Consider the following 18,330-nt stretch of genomic DNA (forward strand, 5'->3'; position numbering starts at 1 on the left):
TCGACCGCCGGTGCTAGCATGGCCGGATTCGCGCAGCGTTCAGCGCACGCACACCTGATCGGGAAAGGTGCATATGGGGAAGCAAGAGCAGCGGCGGGCGCCGGCGATCGTGATGGGTCGTGGCCCCACGGCGCTGGGCATCCTGCGCTGTCTGCAAATAGTCGGCGTACCCGCTTATGTGGCCTGCCCTGCCGGCGATCAGGTGACACGCTCGCGCTGGTACCGGCCAACGCCCGGTGCGGCGCCCTGGGATGGGGCACCCGACCCGCAGGCACTGGATCGGCTGCGCGAGATGCCGCTGCAGCAGGCGGTGTTGATCGCCGGCGCCGATGACGCCGCGTTGTGGCTGGCCGACCTGCCGCAGAGCGAGCTTGGCCAGCGCTTTTGCACCAGTACCTGTTCGCGCCAGGCACAGGAAATCCTGCAGGACAAGTCGCGCTTTGCCACCTTGCTGGATGAGACCGGCGTGCCGCACCCGCCCACCTTCCTCATCGAGCGCGCCGCGGACATCGAGGCGATGCCGTTCGAGCGGCTTGATCGGGTCTTCATCAAGCCGGTCAACTCGCAGAAGTTCAGCGACGTGCTGGGCATCAAGGGGGTCTGGGTCAGCAGTCGCGAGGAGCTGCTGGAGACATGGCAGCGCCTGCATGGTCTTGGCTTTCGCCTGATGGCGCAGGAATACGTGCCGGGCTCGGCCGCCGACCACTATTTCGTCGATGGCTTCCGCGACGCGCACGGGCGGTTCACCGGGCTGTTCGCGCGCCGGCGCTTTCGCATCCACCCAGCCGATTTCGGCAACAGTTCGTACTGCGAGAGCATCCCGCTGGCCGAAGTCGAGCCGGCGGTGAGCAACCTCACCGCGCTGCTGACCAGGGTGGGCTATCGCGGCATCTTCAGTGCGGAGTTCAAGCGCGATGCGCGTGACGGCCAGTTCCGCATCCTCGAGGTGAACACCCGCGCGTGGACCTATGTGGAGTTCGCCGCGCGCTGCGGCGTCAACGTCGTCGAGATGGCCTGGCGGGACGCGCTGGGCCTGCCGGTCGACGTCGCCTCGACCAGCTACCCTGTCGGCGAGGGTTGTGTGAGCCTGCAGCGGGACATCAACGCCGTGCGCGCGCAGCCGCGGGCAACACGCGCACCATGGTCGAAGATCCTGCAGCAGTGGCGGCGCGCGCACTACCATACGTTCCGCCTCGATGATCCGTTGCCCGGGTTGTCCAGCGCGTGGCACCTCGCCACCGCGCACGCATGGTGGCACCGCGCCAGGGCGGAGCCCGATGACCGGGACAGCAACAAGGCGGTCCCCGCACCGAAGCCCGATCTCCCCGGGCGGTGACGGCAGACGCGGCGCCAGGACATCGCGCATGCTATATCGCTTCATCGCGAAACAAAGATATATACTGCCGCGCACTGCTTCCCCGGAACCCCTGCGATGGCGTCCATCAGCTTCGAATTCTTTCCGCCCAAGACCGACGAACAGCGTGCGCAACTCGATCGCGCGGCGCAGACGCTGAAGGCGCACCGGCCCGAATACGCCTCGGTCACGTTCGGCGCCGGCGGCTCCACCCTCAGCTACACCGGCGACACCGTGGCGAGGCTGCACTCGCAGCATGGCCTCAACGTGGCACCTCACTTGTCATGCATGGGCGGCACCCGGGCCGAGCTTGCCGCGCTGCTGGACGATTACCGCGCGGCGGGCTACCGGCGCATCGTGGCACTGCGCGGCGACATGCCCTCGGGCATGGCCACCGCCGGCGACTTCCGCTACGCCGCCGACCTGGTGCGCTTCATCCGCCAGCATTGCGGCGACCACTTCCACATCGAGGTCGCGGCCTATCCCGAAACCCATCCGCAAGCCGACGATGCGCTGCGCGACCTGCACCATTTCAAGGCCAAGATCGACGCCGGCGCGAACGGCGCGATCACGCAATACTTCTTCAACCCCGATGCCTATTTCCGCTTCGTCGATGACGTGCACAAGCTCGGCGTGGATGTGCCGATCGTGCCGGGCATCATGCCGATCTCCAACTACAGCCAGCTGAAGCGCTTCTCGGAGATGTGCGGCGCGGAAATCCCGCGTTGGATCGCCAAACGCATGCAGGCGCACGGCGACGACGCCGAAGCGGTGCGCGCGCTCGGTGCCGAGGTGGTGGCGCAACTCTGCCGGCGCCTGCTCGACGGCGGCGCACCGGGGCTGCATTTCTATACGCTGAACCGGGCGCGCGCCACTCAGTCGGTATTGCAGCAACTTTCCTGATCCGCGCTGCGGCTATGCTGGGCCGATGCCACGCCCGACCTTCCCGCTGTGCCTCGCCCTGTTGAGCTTCGCCCTGCTCGCCCGGGTCACGCCGGCCGTGGCGCAGACCGAAATTCACCGCTGCATCGGCGCCAACGGCGGCGCGGTATTCACCGACCAGCCGTGCGCCGCGCTGCAGGCCACGCCGGTCAGCCCGGCGGCGGCCGCCGCCAATTCTTCAGCCGTGGCCGCTCCACCACCGACTCTGTGTGCAGCCAGCGTTGACGGGCTGCGCCAGAGCGTGATCGACGCGTTCGCCGGGCGCGACGCCAACCGCCTCGCCGGCCTGATCCTGTGGGACGGCTACGGGCGCGGCGCCGCGATTGCCGATATCCGGGCGTTGACGACGCTGATGAAGCAACCCCTGCTGGGGGTCAACACGCCGCCGGCGGCGCCGACGTCCGCGCACGCCGGCAGCGGCGACCCTGTTCTCCAGGCTGCTCAGTCGAAGGTGCCCCAACCCGCCGATCAACTGGTGCTGCGCACCGCCGATAGCGACGCCGACGGAAGCCCCGCGACGTGGCGCTTCGACATCGTGCGCGCCGCCGGCTGCCTGTGGCTGCGCAACGCGAATTGACGCCGGCCTCGCACGCAGCAGTTATCATGGGCAGTCCCCAGGAGAACCGACATGGCGCAGCAATACCCCGAATGGATCTGGCAGAACGGCAGCATCAAGCCCTGGGCCGAGGCGACCACGCATGTGATGTCGCATGCGCTGCACTACGGTTCGTCGGTATTCGAGGGCATCCGCAGCTATGCCACGCCCGACGGTGCGGCGATTTTCCGGCTCACCGACCATCTCAACCGCCTGTTCCTGTCGGCCAAGATCTACGACATGGCGCTGCCGTGGTCGCACGAGGAGCTGGCCGCCGCCTGTCGCGCGGTGATCAGGAAGAACGGGCTGGGCGCCGCCTACCTGCGCCCCGTCGCGTATCGCGGGCTGGGCGGTTTCGGGCTTTCCGCCGAAACGCCGATCGACATGGCCGTGGCTGCGTGGCCGATGGGCCCCTACCTCGGACCGGAGGCATTGAAGAACGGCATCGACGCCTGCGTGTCGAGCTGGCAGCGCTTTGCGCCGAACACGATTCCGGCCGGCGCCAAGGCCGGCGGCAATTATCTTTCCGGCCAGCTGATCGCGCGCGAGGCGCGGCGTCTTGGCTTTGGCGAAGGCATCGCACTGTCGTCCAGCGGCCTGCTCAGCGAAGGCGCCGGCGAAAACCTGTTCCTGGTCTTCGACGGCGTGCTGCACACCACGCCGGCCAGCGCGTCGATCCTCGCCGGCATCACCCGCGACACCTTGAAGACGCTCGCGCGTGAGGACGGCATCGAGGTGGTCGAGCGCGACATCCCGCGCGAGTACCTGTACCTCGCCGACGAGGTGCTGATGTGCGGCACCGCCGCCGAGATCACCCCGATCCGCTCGGTCGATGGCAAGCAGGTCGGCACCGGCAAGGCCGGACGCGTCACGCTGCGCCTGCAGGAGCTGTTCTTCGGCCTGTTCGATGGGCGCACCAGCGACAAGTGGGGCTGGCTGGAACAGGTGTAAGAAGCGCGCGCGGCACCCGACCCGCGCGCGCATGTAGGAGCCCGCTTGCGGGCGATGCTCTTGACTTGTCGCCAATCATCCCGCCATCGAACCGCCGAGAACCAAGAGCATCGCCCGCAGGGTGGCGAAGATCTGGCGTGGAACGGCCGTGGCTCACTCCACATTCCCATCCCGCTGACACTGCCCTGATGCGAAAAACCCGCCTTGCGGCGGGTTTTTCGTTACATCAGGTTGCGGCCGTGGAACAGTTCCTCGATCTCGCGGCGTAGCAGCGACTCGATCCGCTGGCGCTCCTTGAACGAGAGGTCGTCGGCGTGCGACTCGAACAGATAGGTGTCGAGATCGAAGTCCTTGATGTGCATCTTGGTGTGGAACATGTTCTCCTGGTACACGTTGACGTCGAACATCTCGTACTTCTGGCGGATGTGCCGCGCCAGGTAGTCCTGCACCGAGTTGATCTTGTGGTCGATGAAATGCTTCTTGCCCTTCACGTCGCGGGTGAAGCCGCGCACGCGGTAGTCGCACACCACGATGTCCGACTCGAAGCTGTCGATCAGGTAGTTCAGCGCCTTCAGCGGCGAGATCACGCCACAGGTGGCCACGTCGATGTCCGCGCGGAAGGTGGCGATGCCGTTGTGCGGGTGCGTCTCCGGGTAGGTGTGGACGGTGATGTGGCTCTTGTCCATGTGCGCCACCACGGCCCCGGAAATGGTGTCGCGGCCGAGCTTCTCCAGCACCGGCTCCTCGGAGATCAGGATCGTCACCGAGGCACCCTGCGGGTCGTAGTCCTGGCGCGCCACGTTGAGGATGTTGGCACCGATGATCTCGGCCACGTCGGTGAGGATCTGGGTCAGCCGGTCGGCGTCGTACTGCTCGTCGATGTATTCGATGTAGCGGCCACGCTGTTCCTCCGACACCGCGTAGCAGATGTCGTAGATGTTGAAACTCAGGGCCTTGGTGAGGTTGTTGAAACCCTGCAGGCGCAGACGGGGCAGTGGTTTGACCACGGGCGGCTCTCCATGACCGGACTTCGGTCAGCTGTAGAGGCGGGTTAGCGACAAGGGTCCCCGCGATTGGATGAAGTACAGGCGAGAGCCTGCATGACCCTTGCTGACGACACGCGACAACTTTGTCGTTGCCGAAAGACCGCGAAGTATGCGACAAACGCGCGAAAAATTGAACCTGCGAGCGACGCAAAGGTTTGCCATAATGCCCGGATTGCAGGGGCGATCACGAACACGCATGCCGCGGTTGCGGCAATCGCCGCTGAAACCTGCCGGATTGAAGGAGTTGTCGTGGCGCAACCACTCAAATATCAGTTGCAACAGGCCTTCGAGCGCTCGCAAGCCCCGCTGGGCTTCGCCCCCGACCCCGCGTCGATGGAACGCTTCCTGGCCTTGTGCCATCGCCGCCGCTACCCGGGCAAGACCGCGATCATCCGTCCCGGCGACCCGGCCAACACCTTGTACTACGTGGTCGAGGGCTCGCTGGCGGTGTGCACCGAGGACGAGCAGGGCCGTGAGCTGATCCTCGCCTACATCAGCCGCGGCCAGTTCATCGGCGAGATGGGCCTGTTCGTGGAGCAGGCCCAGCGCGAATCGATGGTGCGCACGCGTACCCCGTGCGAGATGGCCGAAGTCAGCTACGAGCGCCTGTTCCAGCTGATGGAAGGCCCGCTGCGCGAGGAGTGTCCGAAGATCCTGTTCGCGATCGGCTCCCAGCTCACCAACCGCCTGCTGCGCACCTCGCGCCAAGTCAGCCGGATGGCGTTCATGGACGTCACCAACCGCATCTCGCGCACCCTGCTCGACCTGTGCCAGGAGCCGGACTCGATGACTCACCCGGATGGCACCCAGATCCGCATCTCGCGCCAGGAGGTCAGCCGCATCGTCGGCTGTTCGCGCGAAATGGTCGGCCGCGTGCTCAAGCAGTTGGAAGAGCAGCGGATGATCGACGTCTCCGGCAAGACCATCGTGGTGCGCGGCACCCGCTAGCGACCGGGCGTCGCACTCTTTTTCGGGGCGTAGATCATGTAGACGTCGGCGCGCGCGTAGTGCGAGCCGGGCCGGATCGTCGGCTGCAGCACGAAGCCGGCGCGTTCGTACATGTGCAGCGCAGGCTTCAGGCTGCTGTTCGATTCCAGGAACAGGGTGTGGCCGCCACGCCGATGGAATTCGGCGATTGCCGCATCCAGCAGCAGTCGACCGGCGCCCAGGCCGCGGAACGCTTCGTCCACGCCCATCTTGGAAAGCTCGTAGACGCCGGGCGCTTCGTGCAGCAGGGCGCAGGTGCCGATCACCACCTCGCCCAGCCGCGCGAAGAAGATCGCGCCGCCCGGCGCCAGCACCGCCTGCTCCGGATGGCGCAACACTTTTTCGTCGAGTGGCTCGATCACGAAGTGCTTCGTCAGCCAGTGGGCATTGAGCGCGTGGAAGTGTTCGCGCAGGCGCGGTTCGAACGGCACGATCTCCACTTTCGACCGCTTCAGCGTGGCATGCCGCGCAAGAATCCGCTCGACGATCGGTCGCTCGTCCAGGGCGCGTTCGCAGGCCTGCACGGCCTGCAGCAGGTTCTCGCCTTCGTGACCCAGCGAATCCCGCACGCCTTGCCGGATCGCCGCCCATGTCGTCCCCAGGCCGGCCAGTGACCGGCATCCCTTGTCGGTCAGCGCCAGCAGGCTGCGCCGGCCATCGCCAGGATCGCCGCGCCGTTTCAACAAGCCCGCGCGCGCCAGCCTGTCGGCCAACTGGCTCACCGCGGAATGGGTCTGCCCGATCGCCGCGGCCACCTCGGTGACGGTGGCCGGTCCGCGCTCCCACAGGAAGCGCATCACCGGAAACCAGCGCGACTCGATGCCCGCACCGCTGACGCGGTAAACCTCGTCGGCAGCGGCGTAGAAGCGGTCGCTGAGCGCCTTCAGGCGGCTGCCGAGTGCAAGCTCGGAAAGCGAGGAGAGATACACGGGCGACTCCGGCAATTACGTAAGTGCTAACGTAATGCGGCGCGGAACAGCCCGCAAGTGTCGCCAGGGCTCGTCGTTGTGCGCCCGAACCCGACGATCAGGGTCCGACGATCAGGACCAGTCGACCCGACGGATCGTGCGGCCCAACGCCTTCTCGACCTTCTTGCACAGCTTGGGCGTGCCGTTGACCAGCACCGCCTCGTCCGCCGGTTTCAACATGGCCACGTCGTACATCGAGTCGCCATAGGCGACCTGCCACGCCGTCACGCCGTGCCGCGCCAGCGATTGCACCTTGCGCCGGCCGACGTTGTGCCAGGCGGGACGCATGCCCGACCAGCCGGCACGCAGCTGCGAGGCCAGCACCTCCAGGCCGGTCAGGCCCAGCTCGCGCAGGATGCCGCTGACCACGGCGTGCTCGCAGCCGGTCACCACGATCACGCGGTCGCCGGCCGCCTGGTGCTGGCGCAGGCTGCGCAAGCCATCGCGGCAGAACTGCCGCGGGCGCCGTGCCAGCATGACGGCGAAGCTTTCCGCCGCGATCTGGTAGCGCTGTTCGCTCACCCCGAGCAGCGCGATGCGCACCAGCACCCGCAGTGGCCAGCGGCGCGACAACGGCAGCAAGAGCAGCAGCAAGGGCGCGCACAACAAGGCCAGCCCCTTGCGCCACAGCGACCGGGCGTAGCGCTCGCGCACGAACAGGTAGAACGCATCGCCATGCATCAAGACGCCGTCGAAATCGAACAGCACCACGCGTCGACCGGCGTGTTCATCGACCAGCGCCGCTTCCATGGTCTCGGGCATAGGCCTCACGCGGTATCGAACAAGCGCCGCAGCTCGCTGCCCGGATCGTCGGCGCGCATGAACGCCTCGCCGACCAGGAAGGCCTGGATGCCGCCCTCGCGCAGGCGCGCCACGTCTTCCGGCGTGCGGATGCCCGACTCGGCAACCAGCACGCGGTCGTACTCGATCAGTTCCTGCAGCGCCAGCGAGGTTTCCAGCGCGGTCTCGAAGTTGCGCAGGTTGCGGTTGTTGACCCCGATCAGCGGCACCGGCAGCGCCAGCGCGCGCTCCATTTCCTCCTCGTCATGCACCTCGCACAGCACGTCCATGTCGAGTTCGGCCGCCAGCAGCGAGAGCTGCAGCAGCACGTCGTCGTCGAGGGCGGACACGATCAGCAGGATGCAGTCGGCGCCGATCGCACGCGCCTCGTGCACCTGGTAGGGGTCGATGATGAAATCCTTGCGCAGCAGCGGCAGCGCACAGGCCGCGCGGGCCTGCTGCAGGAACGCCTCGCTGCCCTGGAAGAAGTCGCTGTCGGTGAGTACCGAGAGGCAGGCCGCGCCGCCTCGCTCGTAGCTCTTCGCGATCGCGGCCGGGTCGAAATCCACACGGATCACGCCCTTGCTGGGGCTGGCTTTCTTCACCTCGGCGATCACCGCCGGCAGGCCGGCCTCGATCTTCGCCTCGATGGCGGCGGCGAACCCGCGCGTGTCCGGCTGCTCCGCGATGCGCGCGGTCAACTCGGCCAGCGGCAACCGGCTGCGACGCTCGGCAACCTCTTCCGCCTTGCGGGTGAGAATGCGATTGAGGATGTCGGTCATGGCATCTCGCTCGATGGGGTATGGATGCATCCTAATGCGCCACGCCGTCAGGCGTAACTCGTCCGCCGCGAGTCGCGCGCCGGCGCCTCTATGACGCCCCGGCCAGCCGGCGCGTAACCGCCACGAAGGCCTGCATCTTCGCATGGGCGGCGCCACTGGCGATCGTGGCGCGCGCCAGGTCGATGCCGGCGCCGATATCGTCGACCACGTCGGCCGCATACAGGGCGGCGCCGGCATTCAGGCAGACGATGTCGTGCGGCACGCCATGGCACCCCTGCAGCACATCAAGCAACATCACCTTCGATTCGTCGGCGCTTGCCACCCTGAGGTTGCGGCTGGACGCCATCGCCAAACCGAAATCCTCGGGCTCCACCTCGTATTCGCGCACCACGCCGTCGCGCAGCTCGCCGACCATGGTCGCCGCGCCGAGCGAAATCTCGTCGATGCCGTCGCGGCCCCACACCACCAGCGCGTTGCGCGCGCCCAGCGCCTGCAGCACGCGGATCTGGATGCCGACCAGATCCGGGTGGAACACGCCCATCAGGATGTTCGGCGCCCCGGCCGGGTTGGTCAGCGGCCCGAGGATGTTGAACAGCGTGCGCACACCCATCTCGCGCCGCACCGGCGCCACCACCTTCATCGCCGGATGATGGTTCGGCGCGAACATGAAGCCGATGCCGGTTTCGGCCATGCATTCGCCCACCTGTGCCGGCGTCAGGTCGATCGATGCACCAAGCGCCTCCAGCACGTCGGCGCTGCCGGATTTCGACGACACGCTGCGCCCGCCATGCTTGGCCACGCGCGCGCCGGCCGCCGCCGCCACGAACATCGACGCGGTGGAAATATTGAAGCTGGAGGCGCCATCGCCGCCGGTGCCGACGATGTCGAGCAGATGGGTCTGGTCGCCCGTCACCGGCACCCTGGCCGACAACTCGCGCATCACCCGCGCCGCGCCGGTGATCTCGCCGACGGTTTCCTTCTTGACGCGCAGGCCGGTGATGATCGCTGCCGTCATCAGCGGACTCACCTCGCCACGCATGATCTGGCGCATCAGCGCGATCATCTCGTCATGGAAGATCTCGCGATGCTCGATCGTGCGCTGCAAGGCCTCCTGCGGCGTGATCGTGGTCGCGTGCGCCTGCTTGCCCGGAAGCTCGCCCATCATGCCGCCAACCGCAGCGGCAACCCGAGGAAATTGCGCAACATGTCATGACCATGCCGGGTCAGGATCGACTCCGGATGGAACTGCACGCCCTCGACCGCCAGCGTCTTGTGCCGCAGGCCCATGATCTCGTCGATCGAGCCGTCCGGGTTTTCCGTCCACGCGGTGACCTCAAGACAATCAGGCAGCGACGACTGCTCCACCACCAGCGAGTGGTAGCGCGTAGCCTCGAACGGATCGGGCAAGCCGGCGAACACGCCATGCCCGCGATGGTGCACCGGCGAAGTCTTGCCGTGCATGATCCGCTTGGCGCGGATCACCTTGCCGCCGAACACCTGGCCGATCGCCTGATGCCCCAGGCACACACCGAACACCGGAATCTCGCCGGCCAGCTCGCGCAACACGTCCAGCGACACGCCCGAATCGTCCGGCGTCCCCGGCCCCGGCGAAATCATGATGTGCGCGGGTGCCAGCGCACGAATGCCGTTCACGTCCAGCGCATCGTTGCGCACCACCTTCACCTCCTGTCCCAGTTCGCCCAGGTACTGCACGAGGTTGTAGGTGAAGCTGTCGTAGTTGTCGATCATCAGCAGCATGGCGGAGATTCCGGGAGCAGCGCGTTCGCGGCAGGTGCAGGATGAGTACTTTACCGGTCTTGGCCGGGCGTCGACAGTGCAAGGTGAGTCGCGGAGCGAGGGAACGGCGCACCGAAACGTCGCAGACTGCCATCGGCCTCGATCGGATGCCGCAGCGTCACCCGTGACATCCATTTCCATTCTCCCGGCATCGGCTTGATGCGCCGGCTTGTCGGGCTTGTTGCTCAGTCAATTCGCAACCGGACCCCAGCGGCACCGCTTCCCGGTGAAGACGCGGAACGCAAGGCGACTTGGTTGTACGGACGCCCGGACGGTCGCCGTACTTGGGCCAGATACGGCCTGTATCGTTTACGGGCTGGTCTTTGATGCAGATCCCGCCGGTCCCTGACGCGGAGCCGGATACCCGTATCGCTCCATGATGCCCAGCACCTGCTCGACGGGCAGCGCCTCCACCTTGTGCCCATTCCGGCCGGTCATGCTCCGGGCGTGGAACAGCGAATTGATGATCGCTTCCTCGGTCGCCTCGATCGCTGCCATGAACAGCGGCGACATCGCGTCATTGCGTACGACGGTCATCTGGCGCGTGGTCTGATCCGACTCGTAGGGAACGCGGTTCGCCTTGTTCGTCGAAAAGGCGATCACGTAGTCGCCGCTGCCGTTCGACTCGATGCCGCCGCTGCGACCCAGGCCCAGGATCGCCCGTTTCGCCAGCCGTTTCAGGTTGCGCGGATCCAGTGGCGCATCGGTGGCCACCACGATCATGCACGAGCCGTCAGGCGAATCATTGAGCGTGTCGCTCATGTAGTACTTGTGCAGGACCTTGCCGATTGGCACACCGGCAACCGTCAATACGCCCCCGAAATTCGTCTGTACCAGCACACCCACGGTGTAGCCACCGAGTTTCCCGGGCAGCTTGCGCGAGGAGGTGCCGATGCCGCCCTTGAATCCGAAGGCCACGGTCCCCGTGCCGGCGCCGACGTTCCCCTGTTCCACCGCCCCATCCGTGGCGGAAGCAATCGCATCCAGCACGTCGCGTTTGGTGACATGCCTCCCGCGGATGTCGTTCAAGTAGCCATCGTTGGTTTCGCCGACCACCGGGTTAACCGAACGTACATCGCGGTTTTCCGGAAACGCGAACGTGTAGTCGATCAGCGCATCGGCGGCGGTCGGCACGCTCAGGGTGTTGGTGAGGACAATCGGCGTTTCGATGTTGCCGAGCTCGTCGATCTGGGTCGTGCCGGTCAGCTTGCCGAATCCGTTACCCACGTAAACCGCTGCGGGCAGCTTGTCCTGAAAGATATTCCCCGCATGCGGCAGGATGGCCGTCACACCCGTGCGTACGCTGCCACCCTGCACCAGGGTTTTCTGACCGACTTCCACGCCAGGCACGTCGGTGATGGCATTCCACCTTTCGGGCTGCAGCACCCCGATCGCGATGCCGTATTGGCGCAGGTTTCCATGTTGAGCGCTTGCCGGCATGCAGACGCACGACAGGAGCGCCGCAACGATGAGGCAACGACTCATCATGGATCCATGGATTCCGCGGGAGAGTTCACCGGTCGCCGCCAGAATCGGTAGATCAGGGCACCGATCAGCAGCGCCACCGCCGCCGCCAGCAGATTGGCGACGCCTGCGCTGCCCAGCAGAACCAGCGACAGCAAGGTCGCCGCCACCGGGATCAACGGCCCGCCGATCAGCTGCAGGGCGCTGTCGCGGTGGCCATGGCGCTTGCGCAATACCAGCACCGAGGCTGCCGTGGCCAGATAGCCGAACAGCCGTGCCACCACGGACAGCAAGGCGAGCTGCACGAACGAACCGGACAACGCCAGTGCCAATGAAAGTGCACCGACGACAACGATGGCGACCGCCGGGGTGCGGAAACGCGGATGAATGCGGGTCAGCGCTGCCGGGCCAAAACCATCGTCAGCCAGCGCCAGCAGGTAGCGCGGACCGAACATGATGGTATTGCTGTTGGTGCCGAGTATCGATACCGCCGCACCGACAGTCAGCACCAGCGCCAGCCACATGCCAGCAAACCGCGCGGAGGCATCGGCCAGAGGCGTGCTCGAATGGGCCAGCCCCGGCAGCGTACCCAGTGCCACCCACTGCACCGACACATAGGTCGCGGTGACGATGACAATCATGGTCAGCATGGCGAACGGCACGTCGCGACGCGGGTTGCGATACTCGGCGGCGGCCGCCGGCATGTTCTCGAAACCGGCATAGGCAAACAGCAACAGCAGCGCGCCCTTGGCGAGGTTTCCCATGGGAATGGAACCCACTGCAAGCGGCGAGGCCTGGCTCAGATCGACGAAAAATGCGCCGATGATCACGAACATCGCCAGCGGCAGGAACTTGGCGATCGCCAGCGTCACGCCGGTGCGCGCCGCGGCGCGCACGCCGATCACATTGATCCAGGTCAGCGCCACCAGGGAGCCGACGACAATCAGCAAGCGCCCGCTACGGCCGCCCGCGGCCGGCCAGAAGTGCGCGACCGCGTCGGCCAGGCCGTTGCTCAGCGCGGCAGCGCTGGAAACACGGGCCAGCAACAGCATCCAGCCCACTTCGAAACCCGTAAACCGGCCGAACGCCTCGCGTGCATACAGATAGCTGCCACCCGCCTGGTCGAAATAACTGGCGGCCTGCGCGTAACACAAGACCAGCAAGCTCACGGCCAGCCCCGCCAGCAGCACCGCCCAGACGCTGGCCGGCCCCAGCAAAGCGGCGGCAGCCGCCGGCAACAGGTAAATACCGCTGCCAATGACATCATTGACCGACAACCCGACCAACTGCCAACGCCCGACCGCGCGCAGCATGCCGGGCTCACCCGTGGTTGATGATCCCGCAACGGCAGGCACGACCGGGGCGACTGGTTCAGCTGGCTGGCTCAAGAGCAGCTCCGTGCGTAAGGTTTCGGCGAGACCACGATGTCACGAAGTCGCAACGGGCATTGGCCATGCCATTGCAGACGTCGCTTGTCGTCGCGAACTACCTGTTGCCCCGCGGAGAGCAGGCTTTCCCGCAAGGGGCCGCCGCCATCGTTCATGCGGGTTGCCCCAACGTCAAGGCCGCAAAGATACCGCTGACGCCCATAGCCTTGCTGCTCAACGGATGAATCTCCCGGCGTGTTGCGCCCATGTGTCGATTCACGCCGCACGGCGGAGAGTCGAGCATAGTTACAAGTGCACGAAAGCCGCCAATGAAAAGACCGGCACTTTGCATAACTCAGAGTTGTAGACCATCGCCCGCAACGTGGGCACAGGGACCGCCCGCCAGCGTGCGGATGCCGCCCGCTCACCCGACCGGCACGCCCGCATCCCGCAAGCGCTGACGCAGAGGGTCCAGCTTGTCGCCATAACGCGCGCTGCGCGCGGTGTCACGACGCATCGGTTGCCGGACCTGGGCGGCACTGGGCAGGCTCAGTACGCTACGCGACGTCTTGTGGAAATCGAGGCAGGCGGGATCGAACGGCAAGCCGCAGAATTCCAGCAACTGACGGATCACCGGCTCCGGCTCGGCCACCAGGCCTTCGTATTCCAGGTCGAAAACGCGGGTTGGGTACCTGGCCGCCCAGAAGCGCGTCAAACGCAGGAAGTCGATGCAGTAATCGGCTGTCTCGTCGAGGTCGCAGGCGAAGCCCGCATTTTCGGCGAAACACTGCCGGTAGCACGCAAGACACGTCTCCACCGGATCGCGCCGGACAATGACCACGCGCGCCGCCGGCAGCATCCTCAATGCCGCGCCCACGAGATACCAGCTCACCAGGCTCTTGTCGGTAAAGCGGGGCTTGTCCTTGCGCCAGCGCGCGGTTCGCACGAGATACTCGTGACCCATGCGCTGCCAATCCTGCGCGCCGGCTTCAGGCACCCATAGTGGAAACGCAGAATTCCGGCGATGCGTTTCGGCGTCCACCACCTGAGTAAGGTCCTTGATCTCGTTGGCCCCTTCGACCTCGGGATGGGAGGCCAGAATATGCTCGACCAGGGTCGATCCGGAGCGCGGAATACTGACAATCAGGATGGCTTCATGACCCACCCGGGCATCAAGCGGGGGCGGCGCCTCATCCGCGAACACACGCAGGATGGCATCCACGCGCCGGCGCTCTCCCGCGGCGTCCCACCTGACCCGGCTGTGCCGCGACGCGTTGGCATGCCGGAACGTTTCGAAGGCCTGGGCATAATCACCCTGACCTTCGAGTGCCTTGGCAAGGGTGAAGCCGAGTAACTCTCGGGCACGGGGCGACAAGTCTCCACGGGCCAGGGCGTGCTGCAGGCATGCCGTGTCTGCAGCATCGAAGCGAACGGTATTGAGGTTCGACAGGCCGAACCACCCGTCCTCGTTGCCGGGATCGCGGCGCACTACTTCGCGAAAGCCCGCCACTGCCGCGTCGACCTGACCGAGGTTCGCCTGTGACCTCGCCAGTGAAAGCCGCGCCGGGATATGTGAGGGATCGAGTTCAAGTGCCCGTTGCAACGCGGCGGCAGCCTCTTCCGAATAGGCTTCGCGCGCGAGCGCCTCGCCGAGATTGAACCAGGCCGGCACCGATGCTGGTTCGAGTCTGCAGGCATCCCGAAAATGCGTCACCGCCTCATGGGTTTCGCCATGCTCATACAGCACGATACCCAGCCAGACACGCAGGTCGGAGTCGTCGGGCCATACCGCAAGGACCTGACTGAAGCAGTCAATGGCCCTGGCGTGATCGCCGCGGCGCTGGGCCACCATCCCCAGCATCCGAGTGGCATCCGGGTCTTGCGGGGCCAACGCCAGCACATTGGCCAGTGACTGCTCGGCCGCATCGAACTGTCGTCGCTCCCATTCGATTCTCGCCCTGGCCAGCATGCGGGCCGCCACCCGTGAGAGTGACTGCCGCGCAGGCAACTGCCCTGAAACTGTTCTTGTGTGGGATGTCATGTCGTCACTGGCCGGCGGCATTGATCGGCAAGACTACGCCGCTTGCAAACCCGTCGCAAAAAAAGCCGGGCACGAGGCCCGGCAATGGGGAGGCTTTCATTCAATCAAAAATCGTAGGCGACCGAGAAGCGGACCATGCGCGGTGCCTGGGTATTCAGCAGCCTGCCGTAATCGGAATTCGGATTATTGGTTGTTCCGAAAAAGTCGTTGACGAAGATCGCCTGCTGGCTGTCGAACAGGTTGAACACCGCGAGGCCGAAGTCGAGCTTGCGATCAGCCCACGCCGGCTTGTAGTCCACATTGAGGTCGAGCCGGGTGGTCCACGGCATGCGGCCCAGCGAACCCGGTGGAACCGGCACCCCGCCGCACCAGTAGTAGGTGTGGGAACCGTGCAATGCCAGCTGGCCAGGTCCGTAGCCGCCCCTGCACATGCGGGGCGTACCGGAAGCAGCGTACAGATTGCCGCCAACCGTCCATTCCGAATCGATCGCATAAGCGCCGAAGACCTTGAACTGGTGCCTGCGGTCATTGGGCAGCACGCCGGACGACCACTCCATCCTTTCAGGGAAATCCCATGCCGTCGTGAGCGATTCGTAGGAGCCGCTCTGTTGCGAATAAGTACTGACCGGCCCTTCCGTATTGCCCCAGGTCCTGGAGAACACGTAGTCGATCTTGGCCATCCACTTGCCGTCCCAGTCGTGCGCCAGCGACAGGTCCAGGGAGTAATAACGGCGTTCCGGCCCCTTCGTGAAGCCCTGATCTGCTTTTGTAAAGGTGACCGGAACAAGGGAGCCGTCCGGCGCCTTCATCAGGAGGTTGTTGGTAACGCCCGGATTGATCAGGACGAGGCTCTGTGACCAGTCACTGCAGGAATCCGGCGTCATCCAGGAATAGCCTTGCGCCAGCCCCGCCGCACACTCCCGTTGCTCGTCGTCATAGTCATCGATGATGCGATTCATCTTCTGGTAGGTACCCGTTGCACTGGCTACCCACTTCGTTCCCAGCATCTCGAACTGCTGCTGCGCGCCTAGAACGTAATTGTCTGAAAATTCGGCCTGGATGTTTTGCGCCGTGGATACTCTCGGATCTTTCGGCTGGCCATATTCGTTGTCGATCGACACACCGGTCGACGGCGTCTGCGGCAAGGGTGTGAAACCGATCGGCTCGCCGGTCGCCGGGTCGATACCCGTATAGGTACCGTACAAATTGGTTGCCGTCACAGGTGCGGCAATGGACGTTGCCGTGGTCAACGGCAGCGCGAGGTAATAGCGACCGGCATTGCCAAACACCTTCAACGTCGAATCACCGTGCACGTCCCAGCTGAAACCCAGACGCGGCGCCCATTGCGGCTTGGTCAATCTGATGTAGGGCACGCCAGACCCGTCGAAGTTGGTGAACTGGTCATTGCGCATGCCAAGGTTCAGCAGCAGGTTCGGCGTAACCTGCCAGTTGTCCTCGATGTACTGGGCGCGCTGGATGACCTTCACCGATGCGGATGAGCGATCGATACGCTGCATTACATAGTAGCAATGCGTTTTCCCATCGGACCCGGTCGTGCAATCAGGTGACGGGGCGACATACGGCGGACTGCCGGGACCGGTGCCAAAAAGCGGCGTGCCCGGATCGCCACTGCCGTAGACCCACGCATAACCTGGCCCGGTCATTTCGGCGCCATCATTGAAATCCCAGGAGTTGATGTTGTCGATGCCAGCCTGGAAATCATGGTTACCCAGCTTGTAGTCCAGACTCAGGCGATAGCTCGTGACATTGACGCGATGCGACGGATCGGACTGCTGCGAGTTTGTCTGCGAGTTGACAATACCCCCGGGCGGGACGAACGCAGGGTTCTGCACGGAAGGGCTGCCGACATGCGGCAAGTTGGGATCGAACCCCGGATAGCCAGGCTGCTCGGTGTAATACTCCCCACGCGTCTTGCCGAGCATCGCATTGAGGGTCAGGTCGTCGGTGAGATAGGACGTGTAGTTGGCCGTCCACATGCTGAACTTGGTCTTGGCCGTCTGATCGAGGTTGGAAAAAGTTCCGGTCTTCAAGGCGTCGTAGTCGAAGTTGTAATCCGTCTGCCACGTCTTGTTGGAGCTCTGCAGACCGGTCACGGTCAGCAGGTTGCTGTCGTTGATATTCCAGTTCAGTTTCGCGTAGAGCTTGGGCGCGTGCATCTTGTAGTCGTACGCGAATGGACTTTCGACCGAGCCGATGGTGGTGCCACTCGTGTTGTCCTGTTCGGCGGCCAGGAAGAAGAACAATTTGTCCTTGATGATCGGGCCGCTGACGTAGGCGTCGTAAACCGTTTCCTGGGCATGATTGCCCTTGTTGTATGTACTCAGATCCCCGGGGCTCAGGCCCGGGTCGGTCTCCAGTGGATTGGCAAAGTAGTAGTTGCGTTTATCGGCTCTCCACGGAGTGCCGGCTGGCTCCCACTGGGCACGCACGCCAAAGTGCCACTGGTTGGAACCACTCTTGCCGATCTGGTTGATCACGCCACCGATGGAACGGCCATACGTGGCGCCGTAGCCACTGATGAAGGTCTGTTGCTGCTCGATGGCACCATAGGGAAGCTCGATACCGCCCTGCGCCGTGAGCGCATCGGTGACATTCATGCCGTCGATGTAATACGCATTCTCGGCAGTCGAGGCGCCTCCAAACACGTTGATCGGCGTACCCAGCGGACCAGAGCTCAGCTGGGGTGAGCCCATGTTGACACCGGGCGCCAACATCGCGATGTCCGCAGCGGATCGCTGCAACGGCAATTGCCGCAGCTGCTCGGCCGTAATCGTGGTGACCTGGTTGGTCGTGCTCACATCTATCGGGGGAATCGCGTTGGCCGTGACGACGACGCCACTGAGGTTCGCGATGTTCTTGCCGCCTGACGCCGACGAAAAATCCACCGCGACCGCGCCGCCTGCCACCGGACTCACATCATCGCGACTCTGCACAACCTTGCCATCTTGCAGCAGGGAAACCGTATAGGTCCCGACCGGCAGGGTGATCGAATATTTGCCGGACGGATCCACGGAGACGGTGCGGCGGAAGCCCGCGCCGCCCGTAATTTGAATGGTCTCGTTCGCTTGAACCGGGACCGTGCCCTGGATGGTGCCGCGTGTCGCCTGCGACCATGCCGTGCCCGCAAAGCCCGAGATGACGGACCCGATGGCCAGTACCAGCGCCTTGCGCTGAAAGATGTGGCGGCGACGTGCTGTGCGTACAGGATTGGACTTCATTAGGTGTGCACCCCACT

At 64.9% G+C, this 18,330-nt stretch carries 16 protein-coding genes; 6 read left to right on the plus strand and 10 right to left on the minus strand.

The genetic code is table 11. The features are described from left to right. Positions 1–73: 73 nt before the first annotated feature. The 4 genes from B0E47_RS05740 (at position 74) to B0E47_RS05755 (ending at position 3,842) form a co-directional block, all read left to right on the plus strand. On the plus strand, positions 74–1,336 hold the full coding sequence (locus B0E47_RS05740; protein WP_077513055.1) for a hypothetical protein: 1,263 nt from the start codon (positions 74–76) through the stop codon (positions 1,334–1,336). A 96-nt stretch (positions 1,337–1,432) separates the two neighbouring features. Beyond that, positions 1,433–2,257 (plus strand): methylenetetrahydrofolate reductase [NAD(P)H], encoded by an 825-nt coding sequence (metF, locus tag B0E47_RS05745; RefSeq protein WP_077513056.1) that lies wholly within the window; start codon positions 1,433–1,435, stop codon positions 2,255–2,257. Positions 2,258–2,282: 25 nt separating this feature from the next. Continuing rightward, positions 2,283–2,873 carry a DUF4124 domain-containing protein gene (locus B0E47_RS05750; RefSeq protein ID WP_077513057.1) on the plus strand — a complete coding sequence of 197 codons (591 nt, stop codon included), beginning with the start codon at positions 2,283–2,285 and terminating at the stop codon, positions 2,871–2,873. A 51-nt stretch (positions 2,874–2,924) separates the two neighbouring features. Next, positions 2,925–3,842, plus strand: a complete 918-nt coding sequence (locus tag B0E47_RS05755) for a branched-chain amino acid transaminase (RefSeq protein WP_077513058.1) — start codon at positions 2,925–2,927, stop codon at positions 3,840–3,842. Between the two features lie 221 nt (positions 3,843–4,063). Here B0E47_RS05755 and speD read toward each other — a convergent pair whose 3' ends face one another. Continuing rightward, a complete protein-coding gene (gene speD, locus B0E47_RS05760) occupies positions 4,064–4,849 on the minus strand; it encodes an adenosylmethionine decarboxylase (protein ID WP_077513059.1) in 786 nt (261 codons plus the stop codon). Between the two features lie 288 nt (positions 4,850–5,137). On the opposite strand from speD, the gene crp reads away from it, so the two are divergent. Further along, a complete protein-coding gene (gene crp, locus B0E47_RS05765; RefSeq protein ID WP_077513060.1) occupies positions 5,138–5,836 on the plus strand; it encodes a cAMP-activated global transcriptional regulator CRP in 699 nt (232 codons plus the stop codon). On the opposite strand, the gene B0E47_RS05770 is transcribed toward crp, so the two are convergent. The 7 genes from B0E47_RS05770 to B0E47_RS05800 all read right to left on the minus strand — a co-directional run bounded on the left by B0E47_RS05770 (position 5,833) and on the right by B0E47_RS05800 (position 12,979). Next, entirely contained in the window at positions 5,833–6,804 is a 972-nt protein-coding gene (locus B0E47_RS05770) for a bifunctional helix-turn-helix transcriptional regulator/GNAT family N-acetyltransferase (protein ID WP_077513061.1), read from the minus strand. The two genes, crp and B0E47_RS05770, sit on opposite strands and share 4 nt — an antisense overlap. A gap of 111 nt (positions 6,805–6,915) precedes the next feature. Further along, positions 6,916–7,605 carry an HAD family hydrolase gene (locus tag B0E47_RS05775; protein ID WP_077513062.1) on the minus strand — a complete coding sequence of 230 codons (690 nt, stop codon included), beginning with the start codon at positions 7,603–7,605 and terminating at the stop codon, positions 6,916–6,918. A 5-nt stretch (positions 7,606–7,610) separates the two neighbouring features. Further along, positions 7,611–8,405: an indole-3-glycerol phosphate synthase TrpC gene (gene trpC, locus B0E47_RS05780; RefSeq protein ID WP_077513063.1), complete on the minus strand. Its 795-nt coding sequence runs from the start codon at positions 8,403–8,405 to the stop codon at positions 7,611–7,613. An 88-nt stretch (positions 8,406–8,493) separates the two neighbouring features. Further along, the gene (trpD, locus tag B0E47_RS05785) at positions 8,494–9,570 is read right to left on the minus strand and encodes an anthranilate phosphoribosyltransferase (protein ID WP_254422829.1); all 1,077 of its coding nucleotides are present in this window, start codon (positions 9,568–9,570) and stop codon (positions 8,494–8,496) included. Next, complete coding sequence (locus tag B0E47_RS05790) at positions 9,567–10,163, minus strand: aminodeoxychorismate/anthranilate synthase component II (protein WP_077513065.1); 597 nt, start codon at positions 10,161–10,163, stop codon at positions 9,567–9,569. The genes trpD and B0E47_RS05790 overlap by 4 nt, the downstream gene beginning before the upstream one ends. Positions 10,164–10,511: 348 nt before the next feature. Continuing rightward, entirely contained in the window at positions 10,512–11,687 is a 1,176-nt protein-coding gene (locus B0E47_RS05795) for a P1 family peptidase (RefSeq protein WP_139351355.1), read from the minus strand. Continuing rightward, entirely contained in the window at positions 11,687–12,979 is a 1,293-nt protein-coding gene (locus tag B0E47_RS05800; protein WP_077513067.1) for an APC family permease, read from the minus strand. The genes B0E47_RS05795 and B0E47_RS05800 overlap by 1 nt, the downstream gene beginning before the upstream one ends. Before the next feature lie 140 nt (positions 12,980–13,119). Here B0E47_RS05800 and B0E47_RS17010 point away from each other — a divergent pair, with 140 nt between their 5' ends. Further along, a complete protein-coding gene (locus tag B0E47_RS17010; RefSeq protein ID WP_168171013.1) occupies positions 13,120–13,278 on the plus strand; it encodes a hypothetical protein in 159 nt (52 codons plus the stop codon). A 179-nt stretch (positions 13,279–13,457) separates the two neighbouring features. On the opposite strand, the gene B0E47_RS05805 is transcribed toward B0E47_RS17010, so the two are convergent. Beyond that, a complete protein-coding gene (locus tag B0E47_RS05805) occupies positions 13,458–15,002 on the minus strand; it encodes a sulfotransferase (RefSeq protein WP_168171014.1) in 1,545 nt (514 codons plus the stop codon). 176 nt (positions 15,003–15,178) lie between these two features. Beyond that, positions 15,179–18,313 (minus strand): TonB-dependent receptor, encoded by a 3,135-nt coding sequence (locus B0E47_RS05810; RefSeq protein ID WP_077513069.1) that lies wholly within the window; start codon positions 18,311–18,313, stop codon positions 15,179–15,181. Positions 18,314–18,330 lie beyond the last annotated feature (17 nt).

This window comes from Rhodanobacter sp. B05 (genome assembly GCF_002001085.1).
In the GTDB taxonomy this organism is placed as follows: domain Bacteria; phylum Pseudomonadota; class Gammaproteobacteria; order Xanthomonadales; family Rhodanobacteraceae; genus Rhodanobacter.